The following is a 23,086-nucleotide window of genomic DNA, read 5'->3' on the forward strand; positions in this document are numbered from 1 at the left end:
TCCTCTCATCGGGCAAGCCAGCCGCCATCGACGGGCAGGATGGCGCCATGGACGTAATCGGATGCCGGGCTCGCGAGGAAGATCGCGGCGCCGGCGATGTCTTCCGGCCGCGCCCAGCGGCCGGCGGGAATGCGCTTCAGGATATCGGCATTGCGTTCGGTATCGGCCCGCAGCGCCGTCGTGTTGTTGGTCTCGACATAGCCGGGCGCGATGGCATTCACGTTGATGCCCCGCGCCGCCCACTCGTTTGCCAGAAGCTTGGTGACACCCGCAAGGCCGCTCTTCGCCGCCGTATAGGACGGCACGCGGATACCGCCCTGGAAGGAGAGCATCGAGGCGATGTTGATGATCTTCCCCGGCCGGTCGGCCGCAATCGCCGCCTTGGCGAAGGCCTGGCAAAGGAAGAAGACGGATTTCAGGTTGGTGTCGAGCACCGCATCCCAATCCTCCTCCGTGAAATCGAGCGAATCCGCCCGGCGGATGATGCCGGCATTGTTGACGAGGATGTCAGGCGTTGCGCCGGCAGTGAGAACTTGAGAGAGGACCGTGGCAGCGCTGCCGGATATGGAAAGGTCCGCCTTCACGGTCACGAACCGCCGGCCGGCCGCTTTCACCTCCGCTTCGGTGTCCGTCATGGCCGAGCGACCGACGCCGACGATATCGGCACCCGCCTTCGCCAATCCCAAGGCGATGGCCTGGCCGATGCCGGTATTGGCACCGGTAACGATCGCCCAGCGGCCGGAAAGATCGAAGGGGCTCATCGCAGCGCTTCCATCGGCACCTTGTCCATGTCGGTGAAGCTCATATTGTCACCCGCCATGGCCCAGATGAAGGCATAGCGGCCTGTACCGGCGCCGGAATGGATCGACCAGCCGGGCGACAGCACCGCCTCGTGGTTCTTCAGCACGACATGGCGCGTCTCGCTCGGTTCGCCCATGAAATGGAAGACCCGCGTCGCCTCCTGCATGCCGAAATAGAGATAGACCTCCATGCGCCGGTCATGCACATGCGCCGGCATGGTGTTCCAAACGGAGCCCGGTTCGAACATGGTGAGGCCGACGAGAAGCTGGCAGCTCTCGCAGACATCGGGATGCACATACTGGTTGATCGTGCGGTGGTTGGATTCCTCCGCCGAACCCAGATGCACCTTCTTCGCCATGTCGCGGGTGATATGCACCGTCGGGCACGTTCGGTGCGCAGGCGCACTCAGGACATAGAACAGCGCCGGCTCGGCGGGGTCATTGCTGGTAAAGCCGATCGCGCCCTCACCCAAACCGATATAGACGCCCTCCTGAAAGCCGAGTGCATAATCCTTGCCGCCGACACTGACCGTCCCGGCACCGCCGATATTGATGGTGGCCGCCTCGCGGCGCTCGAGGAATTGATCCGTGCCGGTTTCAGCGACATGGTCGATTGTAAGCCTTTCGCCGGTCGGCACGACACCGCCAATGATCATGCGGTCGAGATGGCTGTAGGTGAGGTTGACCTCCCCCGGCTGGAACAGCGTCTCGATGACGAAGCCGTCGCGGAGACCCTGCGTGTTGCGCCTTGCGGCGTCCTCAGGTCCAACGACCTGGCGAACGGATACGGAAAGTGTCACGGCATATGCCTTTCAAAAATGGGTATCAGGTGAGCACGACATAGTCGGTGAGCTGGTTGATCGTCGTGTCGGCCTTGGCGACATCGAAGACCTTGGTGCCGTGGCTCATGATCACGAAACGGTCGCAGACCTGGTAGGCGTGGTAGATGTTGTGCGTCACCAGCACGCTGGAGACGTTCTCTGCCTTCAGCTTCAAAACCTGGTTCAACAAGGCTTCCGTTTCGCGCACGGAGAGCGCCGAGGTCGGCTCGTCGAGCAGCAGCACGCGTTTCTTGAAATAGACGGCACGCGCAATGGCGACCGCCTGCTTCTGACCGCCGGAGAGATTGCCGACCAGCGTATCCGGGCTGTCGATGCCCGAGATATGCACAGCGTTCTGAAGGACTTCCATGGCGATCTCGCGCATCTCGGCCTGCCGCAGGAAGCCGAAGCGATCCGTCAGTTCGCGCCCCATGAAGATATTGCGGGTGATCGATAGGCTGTCGACCAGGGCGGTATGCTGGTAGATCGTCTCGATGCCCGCATCGGCGGAATCCGAGCGGCAGGTGAAGAGCGTCTTGCGGCCATCAACGCTGAGATAGCCGTCCGTCGGCTTGTGAATGCCGGAGATCAGGTTGACCGTCGTCGACTTGCCCGCGCCGTTGTCGCCGAGCAGACCGACCACCTCGCCTTCGCCGATATGGAAGCTCAGATTGCGCAGCGCCGTCAGGGCGCCAAAACTTTTGGAAATGTTGTGCAGTTCGAGAAGATTGGACATCACGCAACACCCCGCCGCTCGATGAGATGGTTGAAGATGGCGGCCAGCACGATCAGCGTGGCGATGAACATATCGAGATAGAAACCGGGTGCACGCAGCAGCAGCAGCACGTCGGTGATGGTGTGGATGAGCAGCACGCCGAGGAAGATGCCGATGATCGATCCGCGACCGCCGCGCAGCGACAGGCCACCGATGACACAGGCGGCGATCGCCTGGAGTTCAAGGCCCGCACCCTGTCCGGGCTGCACGCTGCCGACGCGGGCGGTGGCGAGAATGCCGGCCACGGCTGCCATGCCGCCGGCTATAGCGAAGGCGATGAGCTTGACGCGATTGGTGTTGATGCCGATCGCCTCGGCCGCGCCGCGATTGCCGCCCGTCGCGAAGACATGGTTGCCGAAGCGGTGACGGTGCAGCAGGAAATGGAAGCCGACGACGAAGAGCACGATCCAGATGAAGGCGGCGTTGATGCCGAGCAGCGTGCCGGAAAACAGGCTGGTGAAGACCGGCTCTGGATCGAAGCGCACCTGCACCGCGCCATTGTAGAGCAGCACGGCACCGCGCCAGAACAGCAGGCCGCCGAGCGTCACGATGAAGGACGGCAGGCCGAAGCGGATCGTGATCTGGCCGTTGAGAAGACCGATCAGGACACCGGCCAGAATGCCGAGCGGGGCGGCGACGAAGGCGCTTACGCCAGCGCCGACAAGGCTTGCCATCAGCACGGCGGTGAAGGTGTAGACGGAGCCGATGGAGAGGTCGAATTCGCCTGCGATCATCAGCACACCGGCGCCGAGCGCCAGGCAGCCGAGCACCGGAACAGCCTTCATCAGGATCGTCAGGTTCTGCGGCGAGAGATAGCGGAACTCATTGGGATAGAGCAGCGCGCCGGCGATGCAGACGATCTGCAACGCCATGAAGACGAGGAAGATCGCTCCGGCGGGCATGCCCATGATCTGTTTGAGAATGGATTGTCTTTGCGTGCGCGAACGGGGCGCGGCACTGTCGGCAAGGATAGGTGTCACGGTCTGGCACTCGATCTTTTTCGGGGGAAGGAACCTGCCGGGCACGCCGGCAGGTTCCTGCGCATTCCGGTTAGCGGTAGCTGCCGATCAGCGGCTTGACCGAGCTGATGCGCGACTTGTCGAGGAAGGCGCCCTGTCCCGTGTCGACGTCCGTCGGGGTCAGGCCGTACTTCTTGGCAAGCGCGATCTGGGCGATCGGATAGTAGCCCTGAAGGTAGGGCTGCTGGTCCATGGTGGCGAACATCGCCCCTGATTCCACCGCATTGACGATCTCGACGGCAAGATCGAAGCCGCCGAAGGGAATGTTGACGCCGGCATCCTTGATGGCGCCAGCACCAACTGTCGAGGTGACCGAGCCCGTGCCGAACAGGGCCTTCACGTTCGGATTGGCGATCAGGAACTGCGCGATGATGTTCTGCGCTTCGGCCGGATCGAGACCGGCACGCACCGTCTCTACCTTGATGCCGGCATCCGTCATTGCCTTCTCGATGCCACCACCACGGGCAACCGCAAAACTCGCTTCCGGAATTTCGCGCGGGTTGAAGACGACGTCACCGGACTTGAGGCCGAATTCCTTGATCATGCGTTCGCCGAGCTCAACGCCGGAGGCAAATTCATCCATGCCGACATAAGCTTGGCGGCAATTGCCCTTGGCGCCTTCGAGGTCGTCATTGTTGAAACCGATGACGATGATGCCGGCTTTGGTTGCCGCGCAGATGCTTTCATCAAAGGCATCCGACGAGGAGATGGCGACGGCGATGCCGTCGACGCCGCTCGCCGTCGCGCTTTCGATGAGGTCGTTCTGGCGCACAGGATCGTTGTTGGCATATTGCACGTCGAGATCGACGCCGAACTGGCTGGCTGCGTCTTGCGCGCCCTTCACCACGGGATTAAAGAACTGGACACTCGGATCGAGGTAGATGATCATCGTGGCCTTGACGTCTGCGGCCAGCGCCGTAGATGCCATCATGGTGGCAAGACCGGCGGCCATTGCCGCGGCTTTCAACCTGGTCATTTTCATTTGCGTATCCTCCCTTTGGATGTGCAATGCGGGTCCAAAAGACCCAAGTCTCGGCTGGCGGGCTCCGACCAAAGATTTCGCCAGCCGAGGTTTTCCTCCTCTCGCTACAACAGCAGCGACTTACCCGAACCAGGGCGCAGGGCGCCCGAACGTGACGTGCACGCCCTTGAACTGGGAATACTCATCGAAGCCGTAGCGGCCGAGTTCGCGGCCAAGCCCGCTCTTCTTGTAGCCGCCGATTGGCAGTTCCGGCGTGCCGTCGATCACGCTGTTGATCCAACAGCGGCCGGCGCGGATGCGGCGGATGCTCTGCAGCGCGTTTTCGAGATTGGTGGACCAGACCGAGGCCGAAAGGCCGAATTCCGTGGCATTAGCCATCGAAACAGCCTCGTCCGCCGTCTTGAAGGTCAGCGTCGAAAGCACCGGCCCGAAAATCTCCTCGCGGGCAATCGACATGTCGGGCGTGACACCGGCAAACACCGTCGGCGCGTAGTAGAGACCGGCCTCCCTGCCGACCCTCTCGCCACCGAGCAGAAGCTTCGCGCCGGAGGCGACGCCCGCCTCGACATAGGAATGCACCTTGTCGGCATGCGCCTCGGAGATCATCGCGCCGATCTTGGTGCGCTCGTTCAGCGGATCGCCGAAAGTGACCTTGCGCGAGATGTCGAGCAGGCGCTCCATCAGCGCATCGCGGATGCTCTCCTCGACCAGCAGGCGGCTGCCGGAAATGCAGCACTGGCCGGCATTGTGATAGACGCCGTAGGCGATGCCGTCGGCGGCAGCTTCGAGATCCGCATCCGCAAAGATGATCTGCGGACCCTTGCCGCCCAGCTCCAGACCGACGCGCTTGACGCTGCGGGCTGCAATCTCGCCGAGCTTGGTGCCGACACGCACCGAACCGGTGAAGGCGACCATGTCGATGCCGGGATCCTCTGCCAGCACCTGGCCGGCCGGATCGCCGTAGCCGGTGACGACGTTGAAGACGCCATCGGGAATGCCGGCCTCACGCGCCAGTTCCGCCATGCGGATCGAGGTGCCCGAGGTGAATTCCGACGGCTTCAGCACCACCGTGCAGCCGGCGCCGATCGCCCACGGCACGCGCTCGGAGGCAATGATGAAGGGGAAATTCCACGGCGTGATGATGCCGACGACGCCGACCGGTTCGCGCAGCACGAGGCCAAGCCTGTCGTCACCGATATTGTTGTGGCTCTGGCCTTCCAGCGCGCGCGCCTGGCCGGCGGCATAGGACCAGAGGTCAGCGCAGAAGCCGATCTCGCCGCGCGCCTGGGCAATCGGCTTGCCGACCTCCAGGCTTTCGGCCAGCGCCAGTTCTTCCTGATGCACAAGGATAAGGTCCGCCACCTTGAACATCAGGCGCGAGCGCTCGGCACCCGACATGCGCGGCCACGGACCGGTATCGAAGGCACGGCGTGCGGCGGCAATCGCCAGGCGCACGTCATCCGCCGAGGCTTCCGGCCAGGTGCCGACAACCGCTCCGGCATGGCCGGGGCTTACCCGATCAATCGTCCGGCCGGATGCCGCATCGACGGACTTGCCATCGACAAGCATCTGATAGCGGGCTTTAATATTCAGCCGCGGGTCACGGGAATCGGGTGCAATGAAATTGGACAGCAATATCGTCTTCCGGCCGGCAGTAGCGCGCCAGCCCCTCCCTATTGATCCGGTATTCAGGCCACCGGATTTCTGTTGCACATGAATTGTATGGTACTGTATGGTGGCTCCAAATGGATGTCAACGCATGATGGCGGGAAAAGACGTGAACCTTGAATCCCTGAAGATCGACACGGGCGAAACCGCCGCAGCGCAGGTGGAGCGGGACCTGCGCGAATCCATCATCCGCCTGGAACTCGCGCCCGGCATGCGGTTATCGGAACAGGACATCGCCACCCGCATGGGCGTGTCACGCCAACCGGTGCGCGAGGCGCTGATCGCGCTCGGCAAATCGAAGCTCGTCGATATCAGGCCGAACCGCGGCACCGTCGTGGTGCGCATCTCGGCACGGCAGATGATGGAAGCGCGCTTCGTGCGCGAGGCGATCGAGACAGCCGTCGCCCGCCGCGCCAGCGAGAGTTTCGACAGCTGGACGCGGCGCAAGATCGACACGATCCTCGCCCGCCAGAAGGCCGCCCGCGACGCCGACGATCACAACGCCTTCCGCCGCGAGGACGAGCAGTTTCACATCGCCATCGCCGAGGGTGCAGGCTGCGGGCTTGCCTGGAACGCCATCTCCGACATCAAGGCGCATATGGACCGGGTCTGCAATCTTCAGCTTCGCCACCCCGATTCCATGAGCCGGCTGATTGCCGAGCACGAGGCGATCATCGACGCCATCGACACCCGCAACGCCGATACCGCCGAGGCCGCGATGCGCAGCCACCTCAACGGCATCCTCACCGACCTGCCGCAGATCGAGGCGTCCAATCCGGACCTGTTCGAGTGACGAAACGCAAAAGGCGCGCGATTTTCATCGCGCGCCGGGAAATGCGGTTGGGCTGACGCGAAAGACGTCAGCCGGCGCCGACATAGGGCATGACCTCAAGCACACCACGATAGATCATATCGAGCGAGACATAGAGGATGATCGCGAGGCCGACATAGGCGATCCAGCGATGCTTGTTGAGCAGGTTGGCGATGAAGTTTGCGGCGATGCCCATCAGCGCGATGGAGAGGGCCAGGCCTATGATCAGCACGCTCGGATGTTCGCGGGCGGCACCCGCGACGGCCAGAACGTTGTCGAGCGACATGGAGACGTCGGCGACGACGATCTGGGTCGCGGCCTGGAAGAAGGTCTTCTTCGGCGCGTCTTCGAGGCTCGCCTCCTCGGCGCCGCCATGGCCGCCGCGCAGCTCGCGCCACATTTTCCAGCAAACCCAAAGCAGCAGCAAGCCGCCGGCGAGCAGCAGGCCGATGATGGCGAGCAGATGCACCGCCACCGTCGCGAAGAGGATGCGCAGCAGGGTCGCCGCGATGATGCCGACGAGGATCGCCTTCTTGCGCTGCGCCGGATCGAGACCTGCGGCGGCAAGGCCGATGACGACGGCATTGTCGCCGGCAAGAACCAGGTCGATTGCGATAACCTGCAGGAGCGCCGTCAGACCGGCAGCTGTCAGAATTTCCATGCGTCCCACCTTCCGATACGCGAGGCCGAAACGGGCCGTCCCCTGCCCGTCTGATTCCGATCAGTACCCTTTTGGATTTGCGCTTTGCAAGGCGAATACACAATTCCGTGAAAATGCCGATAGGCGGGACTGCCCGCCGATCGCACGATGCGCAACAAAGCGCCTCAGATAGCCTGAGGCAAAACCCCATCGCGTTCGATTAGCCCGAAGACCCGTTCCACCGCACAGGGAATGGGCCCAAGCACCGGCTTGCCGAAACGCGTGCGCAGCTGTTCGGCGGCCTGACCAAGCGGGCCGCCGCCGATGATCACGGCTTCGGCTCCGGCCAGATCGATGCAGTCGCGCACTGCACCGGCAAGTGCTTCGGCTAGGAGTTCGGCATCGGCTGCAAGGGCAAGCGGATCGCCCGCCGTGCAGCGCACGCCAGCATAGAGATGACCGAGACCGAGATCGACCGCGCGCTGATCGATGGCCTCGACGAGATCAGGCGTCGAGGTGGCGACGGCGAACCGGCGCCCGCCCTGCGAAGCCGCGATCATCGAGGCCTCGCAGATGCCGACGACAGGCACATTGACCTTGCGGCGGAGCTCGGCAAGGCCGGGATCGCCGAAGGCGCTGACGATGATCCCCGCACAATCGCGTTCATGCGCCGTGCCGAGCTCGACCACCTGGGCGGCCGAAGCCGTCAGCTGCTCGGGCGTCGTGATCATCGGTGGGCTGCGATCCGCCGTCACGGCCTTGACGTCGAGCCTGCCGCCGGCCGCCTTGAGGGCGATCGTCTGCATCATGTCGCTCGTGGCGTGTGAACTGTTGGGATTGATCAACAGTATATGCGGGGCCATTTCCGTTATGCTCCTGCCTTCAGGGGTTCGACAGCGGGGATGCTTTCGCCCGTCCCTGCCGTATCCGCGCGCTGGGTGATGTCTTCCATCGACATGCCGTAGGTTTCCGGGCCGAGCTGGATGCAGACCGCGAAGACCGCGTACATGGCCGCGGCAAGCCCGAACACGCCGCCCATGCCGTAGTGGTCGAACAGGGCGCCCGAGATGGTCGGCACGAAGGAGCCGGCCGCAGAACCCGTCGCCAGGATGAAGGCGACGCCGAAGGCGCGGATGCGCGTCGGGAAAAGTTCCGGCGCATAGATCCAGATCGAGGTGTTCAGAAGAAGCACGAAGAACTGGAAGAGCGCCCCGAAGAACAGCACCAGATAGATGGTGGTGCCGAACTGCAGGATGGAGAGTGCGGCAAGGCAGGCGCAGACCGCGCCGACCGTCAACACCCGCTTGCGGGGGAAGTAGTAGCCGAACATCGAGGCCGCGATGGCGCCGAGCACGCTGCCGGACTGGATGATCATGCTGTAGAGCAGGCTGCCCTGCAGCGTGTAGCCCATCGAGACGAAGATGACCGGCATCAGCGTCAGAACGGACAGCTGTGCGCCGTAGCTCATCAGGATGGCGATGGATACCGGCACGATACGGCCGAGGAACGGCGCACGGAAGAGTTCCTTCCAGCCGCCCTTGGCACGCGGCGCATCCTGCTCGTTGTCCTTGGACAGATATTCGCGGACGACGAGGTTTTTCGGCCGGAGCGAACCGGATTCCAGCACCGAGAGCACTTGGTTCGCCTCGTCGATGCGCCCTTGCGAAGCGAGGAAACGCGGCGTTTCCGGCACGAAGCGGCGATAGAACACGACGAGCAAAGCCGGCAGCGCGAGCGAAGCGAAAAGCCAGCGCCAGCTGTCCTCACCGGGGAAGATGCTGAAGATCATCAGGCCGTAGACGGGCGCCAGGAAGTTGCCGAAGCCGCCCGCGCCGACATTGACGAGGCCGGCGGCCGTTCCGCGGAATTTCGGCGAGCAGAATTCCGACAGCATGGTGACGGCGGTCGAGATTTCACCGCCGACGCCGAAGCCGACGATCGCACGCGCAATGCACAGGAACATGAAGTCCGGTGCCAGCGCGCAGGCGGCCGAGCCGAGCGAGAACAGCAGCAGATTGATGGTCAGCATGACGCGGCGGCCATAGCGGTCGCCGAGAATGCCCGAAAGCAGACGACCGATGGCCGCGCTGCCGAAGGTGATCGTGTTCAGGAAGCCGATATCCGTGCCGGTCAGGCCCCAATGCTCCTTCAGGAGCGGGCCGGATACGCCGATGGTGTTCTGCTCGAATGCATCGAACAGGCAACCAATCAAGACCAGCGCGATGATCTGCTTGTGTGCGCCTGTGACCCCGATGCGGGTCAGCGCGCCCTCCAGTTGACGGACAGCCGGCGATGATTTGCCGGACTGTACCATGCCTTCTGCTGCCATAGTCTCCTCCTCTTTGGCATCAGTATGAAAATGAATTTTCACATACTACTATCATGAAAATAATTTTACAAGAAACTTCGGCAACGCATTTCGCACCGCGCCTTGCGAAGTCCGCCGGGTCGACTACAACCTTGATTTATCGGGAGAAGGCGGTGAGCAAGATGGGTTCCACGGATCGGTCGTTTCTGTTTCGCGTGCGCGACGCGCTCGACGACCTGCATCCGGCCGAGCGACGGCTTGGCGATTTCGTCTGCGACTTTCCAGGCGAGCTTGCCAGCTATTCCGCCTCCGAGCTCGCCAAGCTGGCGCAGGTCTCCAACGCCACGGTGACGCGCTTCGTGCGCCGGCTCGGCTACGAGACCTATGAAGAGGCCCGCCGCCACGCGCGCGACGAGCGGCAGACCGGCTCCCGCCTGTTCCTCGCTGCCTCCACCGATGCGGCTGCCGAGCAATCCGTCGCCGCTCATGCCGCGCAGGGTATCGCCAATCTCGAAGGTACCTTCGCCACGATCACCGACGCGCAGGTCGATGCGGTCGCCGACGCGATCCTCAAGGCGCGCAAGACCTGGGTCCTCGGCTTTCGCAGCAGCCACGCCTTTGCCGATTACCTGCAATGGCAGATGACGCAGGTGGTCGAAAATATAGTCGCCATCCCCGGCGCCGGCCAGACGCTCGGCGAACATCTCGTCAGCGTCACCGGCGAGGATGTCGCCATCGTCTTCGGCCTGCGCCGCCGCGTCGCGCAGATGGAGACGATCCTGACGGCCATCGAGAAGAGCGGCGCAAAGCTGCTCTACATCACAGACGAAGGCGTCTCCCATCGCGCCAGCGCCGCGTGGCACTTCCGCTGTCAGACGCTGGCACCCGGCGCCCTGTTCAACCACGTCTCGGTCATGGCCGTCTGCCACCTCATCACGACGCGCACCATCGAACGCGCCGGCCCCGCCGGCCGCACCCGCCTGCGCGGCATCGAGCGTTTCGGCGATACGCTCGAAGAACTGTGAGCGATCAGCCCGCCGCCCTGACCGACCGACGGATGAACCATCCCTCCTTGCCGGCCCGCAACAGCGGCCGCTCGATGAGACGATAGGCGGCAAGGCCGAGCGCGAGGCCGGCGCAGGCGGAAAGGACGAAGGCGATCGCGGGCGGCATGCCGATGAGCGTGCCGGCCTTGGCGGTGACGGAAATCGCGAATGTGTGCCAGAGATAGATCGAATAGGACGCGTCGCCAAGCATGACGGGAAGCGCAAGACGCGGAATGTCGCCCTGCCTTTCCAAGGCGACCGTGCCATAGACCAGCGCGCAGGCGAGCGGGCCGCAGGTCCATTCGTCGAAGGGCAGCCGAAGCATGCCGATGGCTGCAAAACCGGCAAGACCGAGACCGATGAGCGCGAAGGACAGCGGGCGGGCCGGCACCCGGCCATCGAGCCACAGCCGGGCTATCAGCATACCGGCAACGAATTCGAGAATGATCGGGCGGGTATAGGTCAGGAAAAGCGGTGCATCGCTCTCGATCAGAAGACCGAGCACGACCAGGAGGCCGAACAGTCCGGCCATGCTCAAAAGCCGCAACCGCTGCGGCAGGGCAAGGCAGGCGGCGAAGACGAGGTAGAAGAACATCTCGTAATTCAGCGTCCAGCCCTGCACGAGCACCGGCCAGATCTCCCCACTGCTCGGCGAGCGCGCCGGCACGAAGGCCAGCGATGCAATGACATGGCCAGCCGTCAGCACGAGATTGGGAAAGAGCCCGGCCAGAGCCCCCGCAACCATGACACCCGTCGCCAGCCAATAGACCGGCACGATGCGGCGGAAGCGATCGAGGAGGAATCGGCCGGGCGAGATCGGGCGCCGCTCGACGATCACCCACATGATGAACCCGCTGATGACGAAGAAGACGTCGACGCCAGCCGCCCCGACGGCAAAGGCATGCCCGGTGCGCTCCGCGGCGTGGAAGACGACGACGGCCAACGCCGCGAAGGCGCGCAGATACTGGATGCCGTAAAGCGTGCCGGCCGCTGGCTTCGCCGTCATGCGAAGGCCGCCTTGTAGGAAACGGTCCTCTGGACGGGATGTCGCCGACCGTCGGCCAGTTTGCCGGCGGCGAAATAGAGCAGGAACGAGCCGACATGGTAGGGATTGAGGATATCGATCTCCACGAAGGTGCGCACGGCGAGCAGCGCTGCAATGGTGAAAAGCACCAGCGCCTCTTCGTCTCGTACAGCCGAAAGCAGCCGGCCGAGATGCCCGGCAAGGGTGACGACGAGCACCATCGTCAGAAGCAGGCAGCCGACAAGGCCCGTTTCGACGGTGGCGGCGATGAAGGTGTTGTGGAAATGAAAGCCGCTGCGGCCGGAGATGAAGAAATCCGCCCAGAGCTTTTCCGCAAGCGCAAAGCCCTGCACCCAGAACGCCTGATAGCCGATGCCGGCAAACGGCGCTTGGCCCGCCGTCTCGATACCTTGCTGCCAGAGATAGGTGCGCCCGGTCAGCGTCGCATCCTTGCCGAAAGCACCGAGCACCATTTCATAGCCGCCGCCATAGGCGCCGGCGATGACGATGAGCATGGTCAGCACGGCAAGCGCCAGGAACAGCATCTTGCGATGGCGCGGCGCAAGCAGTTCGAGCATCCTGAGCGCAAGGCAAAGGCCGGCGATCGCAACGGTCGTCAGCACCGAGGTCGCCGATTGGGAGGCCTTGAGGCAATAGAGCGCGACCAGCACGCAGCCGATGGCGGCGAGCTTCCACGGGCCGCGCTCAACGCCGAGAAACAGGGCGGCGAATGCGAAGAGCACCGCCAGCGAGGCGTAGAAGCCGAGCTGGTTCTTCGAGGCGAAGGCGCCGACGAAACTGTAGGTGCCGTCGAGCGGATCGAGGTGATAGACGCCGAAGACCATCGAATAGACAAGCACCAGTCCCGTGCCGATCAATCCGCCGCGCACCAGCGTGCGGGTGTCGACGACGCGCATGGCGATCAGCGCGCAGACGACATGCGAGAGATATTGCACGCCGGCCCGCGCCGTGGTGTCGGGCGCCTGCGACCAGAAGACGGAGAGGCAGGCGAAAAGCGCGAAGGCGAAGATCCACGCATAGCGCGCGTAGTTGCCGAGCACGCGCCGGTAATCGACGGCGACAAGCGGCATCCACAGTGCATAGTAGGCCAGGATGGACACCTGCCCGAAGCGGAAGGAATAGGCGAAGACGAAGAAGGATACGGCGATGGCGAACGCGGCATAGGCCTCGTTGCCATCGGGTCCGATCAGGCGTGTCTTCGCAATCCGCATCGGCAGGACCTCACTGCGTCGCCAGATTGAGCTCCACCTTCACGACATCCCCCGGCAGGACCGGCGTCGTTTCAGTGGCTCGGATCTGCTCGGCCTTGCCCTTCACCGTGCGCAGGATCGAATAGCCGATATTCTCCGCACGCAGCCCGCCCTTCAGCGAGGCGGCATCGGCTGACTGCATCAGCGCCTCCGACATCAGGTCGCGGCTGGTGCCGAGCTTCAGCGTCAGCGTGTCCAGTTCCTGCTCGGTGTTCTGCAACTCCTGCGCCAGGGTGGCGTCCCAGTCGTTCTGCAGATTGGTCTCGTCCTGCGTCGCCTTGTTGATGTCCTGTTTCGCCTTGAGGGAGGCCGTGTCGATATCAAGCAGCGCGGCTTGCAGATCGGCCGCGCGTTGTTCCAGCGCAAGCCGCCGGGAGCTGATGGCAAGCCCCTTCTCAGCCAGCGAATCCACCTTGGAAAGGTCGCCCTGTACCAGCTCCAACTGGCGCGTCTGCGTTTCGGATTTCTTGCCGAGCGCATCGATCTCGTTGGTGAGCAGCGATTTCAGGTCGGCGAGAGCGGTCAATTGCAGCCGCAGCCGCTTTTCACGCGAGGCCATCAGCGCCTTCTCGCTTTCGAGGATCGCGCGCGCCTCGTGCGACGCGCCAAGCTCCTTGGGCGTGACGATCTCCTTTGCGCCGCTCATCTCGGCCGTGATCCGCGCGCGGCGGATGAGGAGCCGGTTGCGCTCGGCGACCTGCACGGCCGCCTCGCCTTCCGAGCGCAGGAAATCGCGCGCGAAACGCTGGCCGGGATCGCCGCGCTTGAGACCGCCGCTAAGGCTGATGGCCTTGAGCACAGTCAGACCCGGCGCGAAGGGATAGGCGCCGGGCGTCTGCACCTCGCCGGAGAGATAGACCGGCCGGTATTCGGCGATCTCCACCGAGGCGGAGGGAAGGTCTTTCAAGCCGAAGAGGACCTGCATCTTCATGCCGATATCCTCGGCAAGTTCGGCGGAGGTACGCCCGTCCGCCGGCAGCTGGCCGATGAAGGGCAGCGAGAGTGCGCCGTCGGCGCCGATGGCGTAATCGCCGCTGACGGCGCTCCAGTCGCGGATGGCGCCCTCTGCGGTCTGCCATTCGGCGACGCGAATGCGCAGCTTGTCCATCACACCGAGCCGGTATTCCTCCGCCGAGGCGGAAGCAGGCGCGGCCAAGGCGAAGGCGAGGCAAAGCCCGCCGAGGATTTTGACAGGAAAGGCGGTCGCGGCAGAGGCCGCGGTCGAATTCGTCTTCATGAAAACCCCTCTCTTCGAGCGTTTTCGCCCATCCGGCTTGCCGGACGGGCTCAAGATTTCCCGCAACCCCTTGGGGTGCGGAAGCGCTTCGGATCAGTAGCTGCCGCGGGAAAGGCAGACGGCCGGGATAGTGCGCGCGACGATGACGAGATCGCTGACCAGCGACCAGTTGCGCACATAATGGGTGTCAAAGGCGACGCGCGTCTCGTAGGACACGTCGTTGCGGCCGCTCACCTGCCACAGGCCGGTGAGGCCCGGGCGGGTCTGGAGATAATAGACAGCGGAACCTTCATAGAGTTCCAGCTCGTCCTCCACCACCGGGCGCGGACCGACGAGGCTCATTTCGCCCCGGACGATGTTAATGAGCTGCGGCAGTTCATCCAGGCTCAGCTTGCGCAGCACGGTCCCGACCACGGTGACGCGCGGGTCGTGCTGCAGCTTGCGCGTGGTGCGCCATTCCTCATAGGCAGCCGGATTATCCTCCAGATAGGCCTGGAGAAGAGCATCGCCATTTTCCGCCATGGTGCGGAACTTCAGGCAACGGAAACTCGATCCGTTGTAGCCGACGCGGCGGTGTCCGTAAAAGACCTTGCCGCCATCGGAGAATTTCACGAGGGCCATGATCAGCACGAAGATCGGGCTGAGCAGGATGAGGGCGGCCAGTGCCACCAGAATGTCGAAGCTCCGTTTCGATATCCCGCCTACCGGCGGAGCGCCGGATATTGACGAACTGAAAAACGGCGAACTGGCCGATCGGGTCGCGGACTTCATAGAGATGGCTCCATTGGATTGCGATTTGGTCGGGTCCTAGGGACGCGTTCCCACATCCAACGGAGAGTGTATGGTCACAGTTTGTTTTTTGAAGCGTGATCGGTGGACAAAGAATGCATCGCTGGAATTTCAGAAGATCATCATCTCCTAATTTTGTGATTTTGTTCTCTACCAGACAGTATCTTTGGTCCCTAGGCGAAAGCATCTTTCGCCTTTTTCACGCATAGAAGTCGCTGCGCTTTGCTTCCATCACTTCTTTTGACGAGACCGGCCTTGGCGATTTTACATACTTCTACCTGAAACTACGCAATGGCATGCGTCCTTGCCGGACAATAAACGTGCACCTCAAGCGATTTTTTGCATTGCAATATTATTTTGCATTGCAAAATTTTCCGTTAGAAGTCGCTCAAATTGTAACAAAAGTTGATTACAGATGGTTGCGCGCGCAACCCATCGGGTGCAGCGCAAAACAATGATTTCCCGCCATCGGATAGATGATGATCCCGACTTTATCCAACCGTGTCGGAATAAGGGCAGGACGGGGGCAGATGATTCTATCAGGAGATGCCCGCGGTAACGGAAGCACAACACAATTGGGCGAAAAACGAGGAACCAGGGCCGCATACGACTGGCTAATACCAGTGATTGCACGGCAGACGGCGGCCCCGTATAGTCTCTCGTGAGCCTCAGAGGAGAAGGCAGATCCACCGATGAAACGTGCGCCGGAAACGAAATGGCGGGATAGCCCGGCCTTTGGGCCACGCTTCTTCCTGAGCATGTTTTTCGCGCTCGTGGCCTTCGCGATCGTAACCTATATCTCCACGGGGTCGCTTGCGACGACGGCGATCCAGACGCTCGTCTGCGCCGTGCTGATCCAGATCGGCTATTTCCTCGCCCTGCTTTTCCTGACCTGGCGCACCGCAAAGGCCCGCAAGGTCGAATTGGAGGGCGCCGCCCGCGGCAAAACCGGGCTGGAAAGCACCAAGCCTTCCGTACCCGTATCGATGAACGAGCCCGGCCACTCGCAATCCTGACTGCGCCGCCATCTCGACCGAGCCGTTTTTGTGCCCCTTTCACCTTTCATGCTGCATCGCAGCGCGGGTTCCTCCGCGAACGGTTCAACGCGTGAAAGGGAATTGTCGTGCCCCAGGAAGACAAGGTCTGCGTCATCATTGCCGCGAGGAATGCGCAGGACACGATCGGCCGTGCGGTGCGCTCGGCGCTTGCCGAGCCTGAAGTGGCCGAGGTGGTCGTCGTCGACGACAGTTCGGACGACCGCACCATGGCCATCGCTGCCGAAGCCGATGATGGCAGCAAGCGGCTCGACGTCATCCGCTTCAAGGTCAATCGCGGGCCATCGGCCGCGCGCAACCACGCGATCGCCATTTCCCGCGCGCCGCTGATCGCCATTCTCGATGCGGACGATTTCTTCTTTCCCGGCCGCTTCCGCCGCATGCTCGCCTGCACGGACTGGGACTTCATCGCCGACAACATCGCCTTCATGGAAAAGGCCGATCCGACACATCCGCCCGCTGATTTCGCGCCGAACCCGCGCCGGCTGCATCTCGAGGCCTTCGTGCTCGGCAACATCTCGCGCCGAGGCGCCCCGCGCGGCGAGCTCGGCTTCCTGAAACCGGTCATGCGCCGCGCCTTTCTCGACGCGCATGACCTGCGCTACCGCGAGGACATGCGGCTCGGCGAGGACTACGAACTCTATGTCCGTGCGCTGATCGCCGGCGCGCGTTACACGGTCATCGAAAGCTGCGGCTATGGCGCGGTCGTGCGGGCCAATTCGCTAAGCGGCCAGCATCGCACCCAGGATCTCAAGACACTGTTCGAGGCCGAGCGCAGCCTCCTCTCAGCCGGCAATGTGCCTCCGAATGCTGCCGAAGCCCTGCGCCGCCACTGCCGGCAGATCGGCCGGCGCCATGCGCTGCGGCATTTCCTCGATCGCAAGCGCGAAGGTGGCGCAGGAGCCGCCCTTGCCTATGCGCTGGAAAATCCGGCCGCCATGCCGGCCATCACCGGTGGTATTGTCCGCGACAAGCTCGACGCCGCCCATCGCCGCGTTCGGCCCCGCCAGCCCGCCCCGCAGGCCGGGCTGCGCTATCTGCTCACGACAGACTAAAAATAGTCGCGCCGCACATCCTCCAGCACCGCATAGAGCCGATCCTTGCGTTCGGACAGGCGCGCATCCGTGCTGAGCTGGGGTTCCGCGCGGCTTGCCTGCCAGAGCGCCAGCGTCGAGGGCGCGGCAAGCATCTGCTTGGCCGCATGCCGCAGCCCCCTGCGTGGCGCGGCCTGCGCGACGGCAACGGCGGCCTCCCCCGTTCCGGCAAAGGTTGCGCCGTCATAATCGACGCCCCAGAAGCGGGCGCCCTTGATGATCGCCTCGGCGCGGGTGGAGATGGGAATGCGGCGCGGCCGATGCTCGACGCCGAGCGTCGCTGCCCAGTCCTGCCATTTGAAGCTGTTGATATTGGCCGAGGTGCTGACGGCGACCCACGGCACACGGAAGGCATCGGCCAGGATCGCGCCATGCATGGATTCGGCGACGATCAGCTCGGATTGCGCGATCTCGCGGATCACGTCCTTCGCCTCGCCGCGCGGATCGATGTAATGCATGCCCGCAGTCGCGCAGACGACCGGCCATAGCCCCGCCACCGCCGATTCCCAGTGGGGCACGAAGGCGCAAGAGTAGCGCTTCGGCTGGTTTGCGAATTCCGGCATGTCGGCGACCAAAACCGCCGGATCGACGATACCGAGATGCTCCGCCACGCCGACTTTCCCGGCCGTCAGCGGCCCACGCACGCAGCGGATATCCCAGAGACTCTGGTTGCGCATATCGGGCAGAACGCCGTAGCCGAAGCCGCTGCCGAGCACGAGTTTTCGTCCCTCCTCCGGCAGGAGGGTCTTGGTCAGCACCGTGCCGACGCCGACGAGCAGCACATCCGGATGAACCTCGCGAAACCCCGGCAACAGGAAATCCCAGAGCCAGAGATTGAGGTCGTCACCGAAGTTGCCGTGCTGAGATTCCCAGTAATAGGGCTTCATGTCCTCTCCTTGGAAACGGTGGGATCAGCGGGAAAACTTGCCGACGGCAAGCGCCAAAACGCTGGTGAAGAGCCGGGGATCGCGCACGGCCCAGCGGGCGAGCATGTCGAACTGCGGCAGTTTGCGGTGGCGCACGCGCCGCGCCTGGCTCCACAGCGCCTGGCGCCGCGCCGTCTGCTTGTAGGAGCGCAACGAGGCGATCTCCGCCGGACGCTCGGCGAAACGCTGCTCCAGCCTGTCGAGCGCCACCCAGGTGTTGAACTGCTGGCGCAGGAACTGCGGTGAATCGTTATCGACACCGTGAAAGATATTGAGCCCCTCGCCACGCACCGCGCCGGCCTCTGCACTTAACACGATACGTCGGGCGGCCAGCACGCAATCGCAGAAGAACAGCACGTCTTCCGCCGCAAGCCGGAGTGCCGCATCGAAACGCACACGCTCGATCAGCGGGCGGCCGATGACCATTGCGGAGAGATGAAGGAAGCTCCAGTTCTTCAGCATGACCTGCGTCAGCTCGGGGATTTCGATGATGAGCGGATCGTCCGAAAGGCGCACCACGGCCACGGCCTTTTCGAGGTCGGCGACACCAAAATGGTAGTAGAACGCGTCGCTGCCGGTGATCGAGGCGAAATAGCAGTCCGCGTCAAATTGCGACATCGCGCTGACGGCGTTTTGGAGGTGATCCGGCGTCCAGACATCGTCTGAATCAAGGAAGGCGACAAGCTCGGTTTCCGGGGCGACATGGTCGAGCCCGGTGTTGCGCGCCCCGCCCGGACCGGCATTTTCCTGCCGCACGATGGTCAGGCGGGCACGCTCCTCATCGGAAAATCCGATGATATCGCCATCGGCCGGATAGGGTGATTCATCGTCGACGACGATGATATCGAAGTCTTTGAAACTTTGAGAAAAAACAGACGTCAGCGCACGCCTGAGAATACCCGGTTCCTTCTGGTAGAAGGGAATAATAACTGTCAGCTTCGCCATGTTTTCGTCCCTGTGTTCTCTCTAGAAAGACGTTCGTCTGGTCTCCTCCCACCGGGGCGCGGCCGTTTCCGGCGCAGGCTTGTCGTCGTCGTCAAAGCTCCAATCGCGATACAGGATTCCGCTATGTCCCCGTCCGTGAATGCCAAATCGGTTACCCGAAATGTCGGCTGGAGTGTCCTATCCAAGACAAGCACATTCGGGCTTAAATTTGTCACCGTGCCGATTTTGGCCCGTCTGCTGACGCCCGAGGAGTTCGGCGGCGTGGCCGTCGCCCTGGCCGTCGTGCAGTTTCTTGCGATGATCGGTGGAGCGGGTCTCGCCTCAGCATTGATCCTTGAGCCCGATGAAAACGAAGAGACGATCCACTCGGTTTTCTGGGCCAATCTCGCCTTCGCCTGCCTGATGGCGGCGGGGCTTTATATTTGGGCCGAACCGCTCGCCGGCTGGTTCGGCGCGGCGGATGCGGCCTATCTTTTGCGCCTGATGTGCCTGCTCATTCCGCTCCAGCTTGCCGGCGACGTTGCCTATGCGCTGGTCGCGCGGCGCATGCAGTTCAGCCGTGATGCGCTGTGGAGCATGATCTCCGAATCGATCGCCGCCATCGCCGCCGTCCTCTTGGCGCTGGCCGGTTTCGGCGTCTGGGCGCTCGTGGCCCAGCTTTTCATCGCGGGCATCATCCGGCTCGCAGGCCTGTTCTTCGTATCGCGCTATCTGCCGCGCTTCCGGTTCCGCGCCGCGGGCGTCATCCGACTGGGGCGGTTCAGCCTGGGCCTGATGGGTTCCGAAGTCGCCAATTTCGTCACCTTCCAGTCGCCCATGGTGGTGATCTCGCGCTTCCTCGGTCTTGCCGACGCCGGCGCCTATTCCGCTGCCAACCGCTTCTCCAGCATTCCGAATCAAGTCGTGCTGTCGGGCGTCATGGGCGTGCTGTTTCCCGCCTTCAGCGCGATGATGCATGATCGGGCGCGCCGCTCGCAGGCGCTGATGCTGAGCACGCAGGTGACGACGCTTCTGCTCGCCCCCATGATGTTTGGCCTCTGGGCGCTTGCCGAACCCGCCATGCTGCTCTTGTTCGGCCCGCAATGGGCGGCCGCCTGGCCGGCGCTCGGGCTGCTCGCGCTCTCCAAGGGGCTGCTCACCCCCTGCAGCACCTTCATTCCCTATCTCAAGGGCGCCGGCCATGGCGGTGCGCTGTTCTGGTGGGCCATCGGCCGTGCCGTCGCGACGACCGCCGCGGTCGTCTTCGGCGCCTATAACGGCACGCTGGTCGAAGCTATGGTGGCGCTCTGCCTCGTCAACACCGTCGTGCTGGTCGGCTATTCCTGGGTCGTTTTTCGTGCGGACCAGACGCCGTTCTTCTCCGGTTTCTACCGTTCGATCCGCCCGATGCTGACTGCCGCCCTGATGGCCCTCACCGTGCGCGCAGCGCTCGACCACGCTATCGCACCGCATTTTCACCCCGTGATGCAGGTTGCCCTCGGCATTGCGCTCGGCGGCGTGATCTACGCAGCCCTCACCCTTCTGACCGAGCGGCCGCTCCTGAAAAAGCTCCTCAATCTCGTTCGCCGTCCGAAGATCGCTACCGTCGTCGGCGTGCCTTGAGGCTGCCCCAATTGGCCGAGGCGTCGCCGCAATCGCATCGATCGGCGGCAGAGAGCAAAGGGAACCACAAAAAACTTTCTGTGCGACATGCACCCCAAAATTGCGGCCAGATCAGTATATTCGAATAGGCTTCTAAGTATTGCGGTGCCGGGGATCGAACTTCGTCCGATCGTCGAAACAGAAGGTTTTTCCTCATCACCGGCAGCACCACATATGCTGCAATGCAACCTTCGACGCCGTCAATTTTGCTGCGCCGCCATATTTTTTGCCGTCCCGTCACCCACACTCCTCTTCGTAGGCGCCAGTCTGCTCTTGTTTGAACGCCGTCCGGGGGGATCGGCTCACCAGAGGGGTGACGGACACCGTGACTATCGACGCGACCGTTTCAGCGCGCATCAACATGATGCGCATCGTGCTGATATCAGGGATCATTTTCGTGCATGTTCCGCACGACCCGGCGACGAGCCCCTATCTCGGCACGTTCGGCGGGCTTGACTGGCTGCGCGTGTTCCTCGCCGACAGCCTGTTCCGTATCGGCGTGCCCTGCCTCAGCGCCATCTCCGGCTACCTGCTCTTCCATCGCGGCATTGAAGGCTTCGACTACTGCAAGACCCTGCGCAGCAAGGCCTCGACCATTCTCCTGCCGTTCCTGCTATGGAACACGGCGTTTCTTGTACTGGTCTATGGCGCACAATCGCGTGGCATCGGCTTCGGCTACCTGCCCGACGTCCTGCATGCCGGCCCACGCGACTGGATGAACCTTGGTCTGGCAATCGAAAGCTGGCCGATCAACATCCCGCTCTATTTCCTACGCGATCTCCTGCTTTGCCTGCTGTTGTCGCCGCTCATCGCCTTGCTCGTCCTGCGCTATCCGCGCACCACGCTCGCGCTGATGCTGGCCTATGCGGTCTTGCCACTGCCGAACGGCATCTTCCTGAAGAAATCCATCCTCTTCGGCTTCAGCTTCGGTGCAGCTATGGCGCTGCACCGCGTCGACATCAAGCGCCTGGACCGTTTTGCTGCCCCCATCGTCGCCGCCGTTCTGGCGATGGCCTTTCTGCTGTCTCTTGCGCTCTACGCCTTCGGCCCGGAATTCCCGGTCTGGCTGGACATGCTGCGCAGCCTCGCCGCCATCGCCGGCATTTTCGGCGCCTGGGCGCTCTCGGCCCTGCTGATCCGCACCGCCACAGGCCAGGCCCTGTCACGGCTTGGCGGCCTGAGCTTCTGGATTTTCTGCGGCCATTATCCGGTGCTCGTGCTGTTCTGGATGGTCTGGAACCGGCTCGGCATCGCCGACTACCCGCTGTTTTACGCCGCAAGCCCGGTTCTGGCGCTCGCCATCCTCGTTTCCACCCACGCCACGGCGCGGCGCTTTACCCCCGGCTTTGCCGCTATCCTCACCGGCCGCCGTGCAGGCGGTCCGAAACGGCCCGTGGCCGGCCATCCGCAGATGAAGCCCGACGGCTCCATCGCCCAACGGAGGTGAACATGACCGATTTCCCGAAAACGGCGCTCTGCGCCGCAGCCTTTATCCTTTCCGCCGGCCCGCTCGCCGCGCAGGACGGCGTGAGCGGCACCTCCTTTGTCGAGGAATTCGACACGCTCGACAGCGACAGATGGTATGTTTCCGACGGCTGGAACAACGGCAAGCACCAGAATTGCACCTGGTCGAAGGATCAGGTCGCGGTCCAGGACGGCAAGCTGACGCTCTCCTTCGATGCAAAACCCGCGGGCGAACGACAATATTCCTGCGGCGAGGTGCAGACCCGCAAGCGCTATGGCTACGGCACTTACGAGGTGCGCATGAAGGCGGCGACCGGCTCGGGCCTCAACTCGGCCTTCTTCAGCTATATCGGCCCCGCCGACAAGAAGCCGCATGACGAGATCGACTTCGAGGTTCTCGGCAAGGATACGAGCCGCGTGCAGCTCAACCAGTATGTCGCCGGCAAGGGCGGCAACGAGAAGCTGGTGCCGGTGGCAGGCGGGGCGGACAGCGCCTTCAACGATTACGCCTTCGTCTGGCAGAAGGATCGCCTGCGCTACTACGTCAACGGCGCGCTCGTGCATGAGGTAACGGACCCGGCAAAACTGCCGACCAACGCCCAGAAAATCTTCCTCTCGCTCTGGGGCACCGACACGCTGTCCGACTGGATGGGCCGTTTCGCCTTTGCCGGCAAGGCGGCGCTCGACGTCGAGCGCTTCGCCTTCACCGCCGAAGGCGCCCCATGCCAATTCGACGGCTCCGTCGCATGCCTCGTGAATTGACGGAGACG

At 63.2% G+C, this 23,086-nt stretch carries 22 protein-coding genes; 7 read left to right on the top strand and 15 right to left on the bottom strand.

The genetic code is table 11. From position 1 onward, the window contains the following. Window positions 1-5: 5 nt before the first annotated feature. From kduD to D0Y60_RS11530, 6 genes are all read right to left on the bottom strand, one after another. Window positions 6-761: a 2-dehydro-3-deoxy-D-gluconate 5-dehydrogenase KduD gene (gene kduD / locus D0Y60_RS11505; RefSeq protein ID WP_117370006.1), complete on the bottom strand. Its 756-nt coding sequence runs from the start codon at window positions 759-761 to the stop codon at window positions 6-8. Continuing rightward, window positions 758-1,600, bottom strand: a complete 843-nt coding sequence (gene kduI, locus D0Y60_RS11510; protein ID WP_117370008.1) for a 5-dehydro-4-deoxy-D-glucuronate isomerase — start codon at window positions 1,598-1,600, stop codon at window positions 758-760. The genes kduD and kduI overlap by 4 nt, the downstream gene beginning before the upstream one ends. 25 nt (window positions 1,601-1,625) lie before the next feature. Further along, on the bottom strand, window positions 1,626-2,357 hold the full coding sequence (locus tag D0Y60_RS11515) for an ATP-binding cassette domain-containing protein (RefSeq protein WP_117370010.1): 732 nt from the start codon (window positions 2,355-2,357) through the stop codon (window positions 1,626-1,628). Next, window positions 2,357-3,376 (bottom strand): ABC transporter permease, encoded by a 1,020-nt coding sequence (locus tag D0Y60_RS11520; RefSeq protein WP_199564177.1) that lies wholly within the window; start codon window positions 3,374-3,376, stop codon window positions 2,357-2,359. Before D0Y60_RS11520 ends, D0Y60_RS11515 begins: the two co-directional genes overlap by 1 nt. A 70-nt stretch (window positions 3,377-3,446) precedes the next feature. Then, window positions 3,447-4,397: a substrate-binding domain-containing protein gene (locus D0Y60_RS11525; RefSeq protein ID WP_117370012.1), complete on the bottom strand. Its 951-nt coding sequence runs from the start codon at window positions 4,395-4,397 to the stop codon at window positions 3,447-3,449. A 120-nt stretch (window positions 4,398-4,517) separates the two neighbouring features. Then, entirely contained in the window at window positions 4,518-6,032 is a 1,515-nt protein-coding gene (locus D0Y60_RS11530) for an aldehyde dehydrogenase family protein (protein ID WP_117370014.1), read from the bottom strand. A gap of 124 nt (window positions 6,033-6,156) precedes the next feature. Here D0Y60_RS11530 and D0Y60_RS11535 point away from each other — a divergent pair, with 124 nt between their 5' ends. Next, window positions 6,157-6,858, top strand: coding sequence for a GntR family transcriptional regulator (locus D0Y60_RS11535; protein WP_199564158.1), 702 nt, complete (start codon window positions 6,157-6,159; stop codon window positions 6,856-6,858). 67 nt (window positions 6,859-6,925) lie between these two features. Here D0Y60_RS11535 and D0Y60_RS11540 read toward each other — a convergent pair whose 3' ends face one another. The 3 genes from D0Y60_RS11540 to D0Y60_RS11550 all read right to left on the bottom strand — a co-directional run bounded on the left by D0Y60_RS11540 (window position 6,926) and on the right by D0Y60_RS11550 (window position 9,845). After that, window positions 6,926-7,537 carry a TerC family protein gene (locus tag D0Y60_RS11540; RefSeq protein WP_117370018.1) on the bottom strand — a complete coding sequence of 204 codons (612 nt, stop codon included), beginning with the start codon at window positions 7,535-7,537 and terminating at the stop codon, window positions 6,926-6,928. Window positions 7,538-7,701: 164 nt separating this feature from the next. Beyond that, complete coding sequence (locus tag D0Y60_RS11545; RefSeq protein WP_117370020.1) at window positions 7,702-8,379, bottom strand: aspartate/glutamate racemase family protein; 678 nt, start codon at window positions 8,377-8,379, stop codon at window positions 7,702-7,704. Between the two features lie 5 nt (window positions 8,380-8,384). Next, window positions 8,385-9,845, bottom strand: a complete 1,461-nt coding sequence (locus tag D0Y60_RS11550; RefSeq protein ID WP_199564159.1) for an MFS transporter — start codon at window positions 9,843-9,845, stop codon at window positions 8,385-8,387. A 161-nt stretch (window positions 9,846-10,006) separates the two neighbouring features. On the opposite strand from D0Y60_RS11550, the gene D0Y60_RS11555 reads away from it, so the two are divergent. Continuing rightward, complete coding sequence (locus tag D0Y60_RS11555) at window positions 10,007-10,849, top strand: MurR/RpiR family transcriptional regulator (protein ID WP_117370409.1); 843 nt, start codon at window positions 10,007-10,009, stop codon at window positions 10,847-10,849. A 4-nt stretch (window positions 10,850-10,853) separates the two neighbouring features. Here D0Y60_RS11555 and D0Y60_RS11560 read toward each other — a convergent pair whose 3' ends face one another. The 4 genes from D0Y60_RS11560 to D0Y60_RS11575 form a co-directional block, all read right to left on the bottom strand. Next, window positions 10,854-11,876, bottom strand: a complete 1,023-nt coding sequence (locus D0Y60_RS11560; protein ID WP_117370022.1) for an acyltransferase — start codon at window positions 11,874-11,876, stop codon at window positions 10,854-10,856. After that, window positions 11,873-13,126 carry an O-antigen ligase gene (locus D0Y60_RS11565; RefSeq protein ID WP_117370024.1) on the bottom strand — a complete coding sequence of 418 codons (1,254 nt, stop codon included), beginning with the start codon at window positions 13,124-13,126 and terminating at the stop codon, window positions 11,873-11,875. The genes D0Y60_RS11560 and D0Y60_RS11565 overlap by 4 nt, the downstream gene beginning before the upstream one ends. A gap of 10 nt (window positions 13,127-13,136) precedes the next feature. Beyond that, window positions 13,137-14,402: a polysaccharide biosynthesis/export family protein gene (locus D0Y60_RS11570; protein ID WP_117370026.1), complete on the bottom strand. Its 1,266-nt coding sequence runs from the start codon at window positions 14,400-14,402 to the stop codon at window positions 13,137-13,139. A 93-nt stretch (window positions 14,403-14,495) separates the two neighbouring features. Beyond that, entirely contained in the window at window positions 14,496-15,173 is a 678-nt protein-coding gene (locus tag D0Y60_RS11575) for a sugar transferase (protein ID WP_117370029.1), read from the bottom strand. 710 nt (window positions 15,174-15,883) lie between these two features. Between D0Y60_RS11575 and D0Y60_RS11580 the strand changes: the two genes are divergently transcribed. Continuing rightward, complete coding sequence (locus D0Y60_RS11580) at window positions 15,884-16,207, top strand: exopolysaccharide production repressor protein (protein ID WP_117370031.1); 324 nt, start codon at window positions 15,884-15,886, stop codon at window positions 16,205-16,207. 101 nt (window positions 16,208-16,308) lie between these two features. Then, window positions 16,309-17,301 carry a glycosyltransferase family 2 protein gene (locus tag D0Y60_RS11585; protein WP_117370033.1) on the top strand — a complete coding sequence of 331 codons (993 nt, stop codon included), beginning with the start codon at window positions 16,309-16,311 and terminating at the stop codon, window positions 17,299-17,301. Here D0Y60_RS11585 and D0Y60_RS11590 read toward each other — a convergent pair. Beyond that, window positions 17,298-18,227, bottom strand: a complete 930-nt coding sequence (locus D0Y60_RS11590) for a polysaccharide pyruvyl transferase family protein (protein ID WP_117370035.1) — start codon at window positions 18,225-18,227, stop codon at window positions 17,298-17,300. The genes D0Y60_RS11585 and D0Y60_RS11590 overlap by 4 nt on opposite strands. Before the next feature lie 24 nt (window positions 18,228-18,251). Then, entirely contained in the window at window positions 18,252-19,211 is a 960-nt protein-coding gene (locus D0Y60_RS11595) for a glycosyltransferase family 2 protein (RefSeq protein ID WP_117370037.1), read from the bottom strand. Between the two features lie 123 nt (window positions 19,212-19,334). Here D0Y60_RS11595 and D0Y60_RS11600 point away from each other — a divergent pair, with 123 nt between their 5' ends. From D0Y60_RS11600 to D0Y60_RS11610, 3 genes are all read left to right on the top strand, one after another. Next, complete coding sequence (locus D0Y60_RS11600; protein WP_117370039.1) at window positions 19,335-20,813, top strand: lipopolysaccharide biosynthesis protein; 1,479 nt, start codon at window positions 19,335-19,337, stop codon at window positions 20,811-20,813. A 370-nt stretch (window positions 20,814-21,183) separates the two neighbouring features. Beyond that, the gene (locus D0Y60_RS11605) at window positions 21,184-22,299 is read left to right on the top strand and encodes an acyltransferase (RefSeq protein ID WP_117370410.1); all 1,116 of its coding nucleotides are present in this window, start codon (window positions 21,184-21,186) and stop codon (window positions 22,297-22,299) included. A 2-nt stretch (window positions 22,300-22,301) separates the two neighbouring features. After that, window positions 22,302-23,078, top strand: a complete 777-nt coding sequence (locus D0Y60_RS11610; RefSeq protein ID WP_117370041.1) for a glycoside hydrolase family 16 protein — start codon at window positions 22,302-22,304, stop codon at window positions 23,076-23,078. Window positions 23,079-23,086: the final 8 nt, after the last annotated feature.

It is taken from the genome of Shinella sp. WSJ-2, assembly GCF_003432075.1.
Lineage (GTDB): Bacteria > Pseudomonadota > Alphaproteobacteria > Rhizobiales > Rhizobiaceae > Shinella.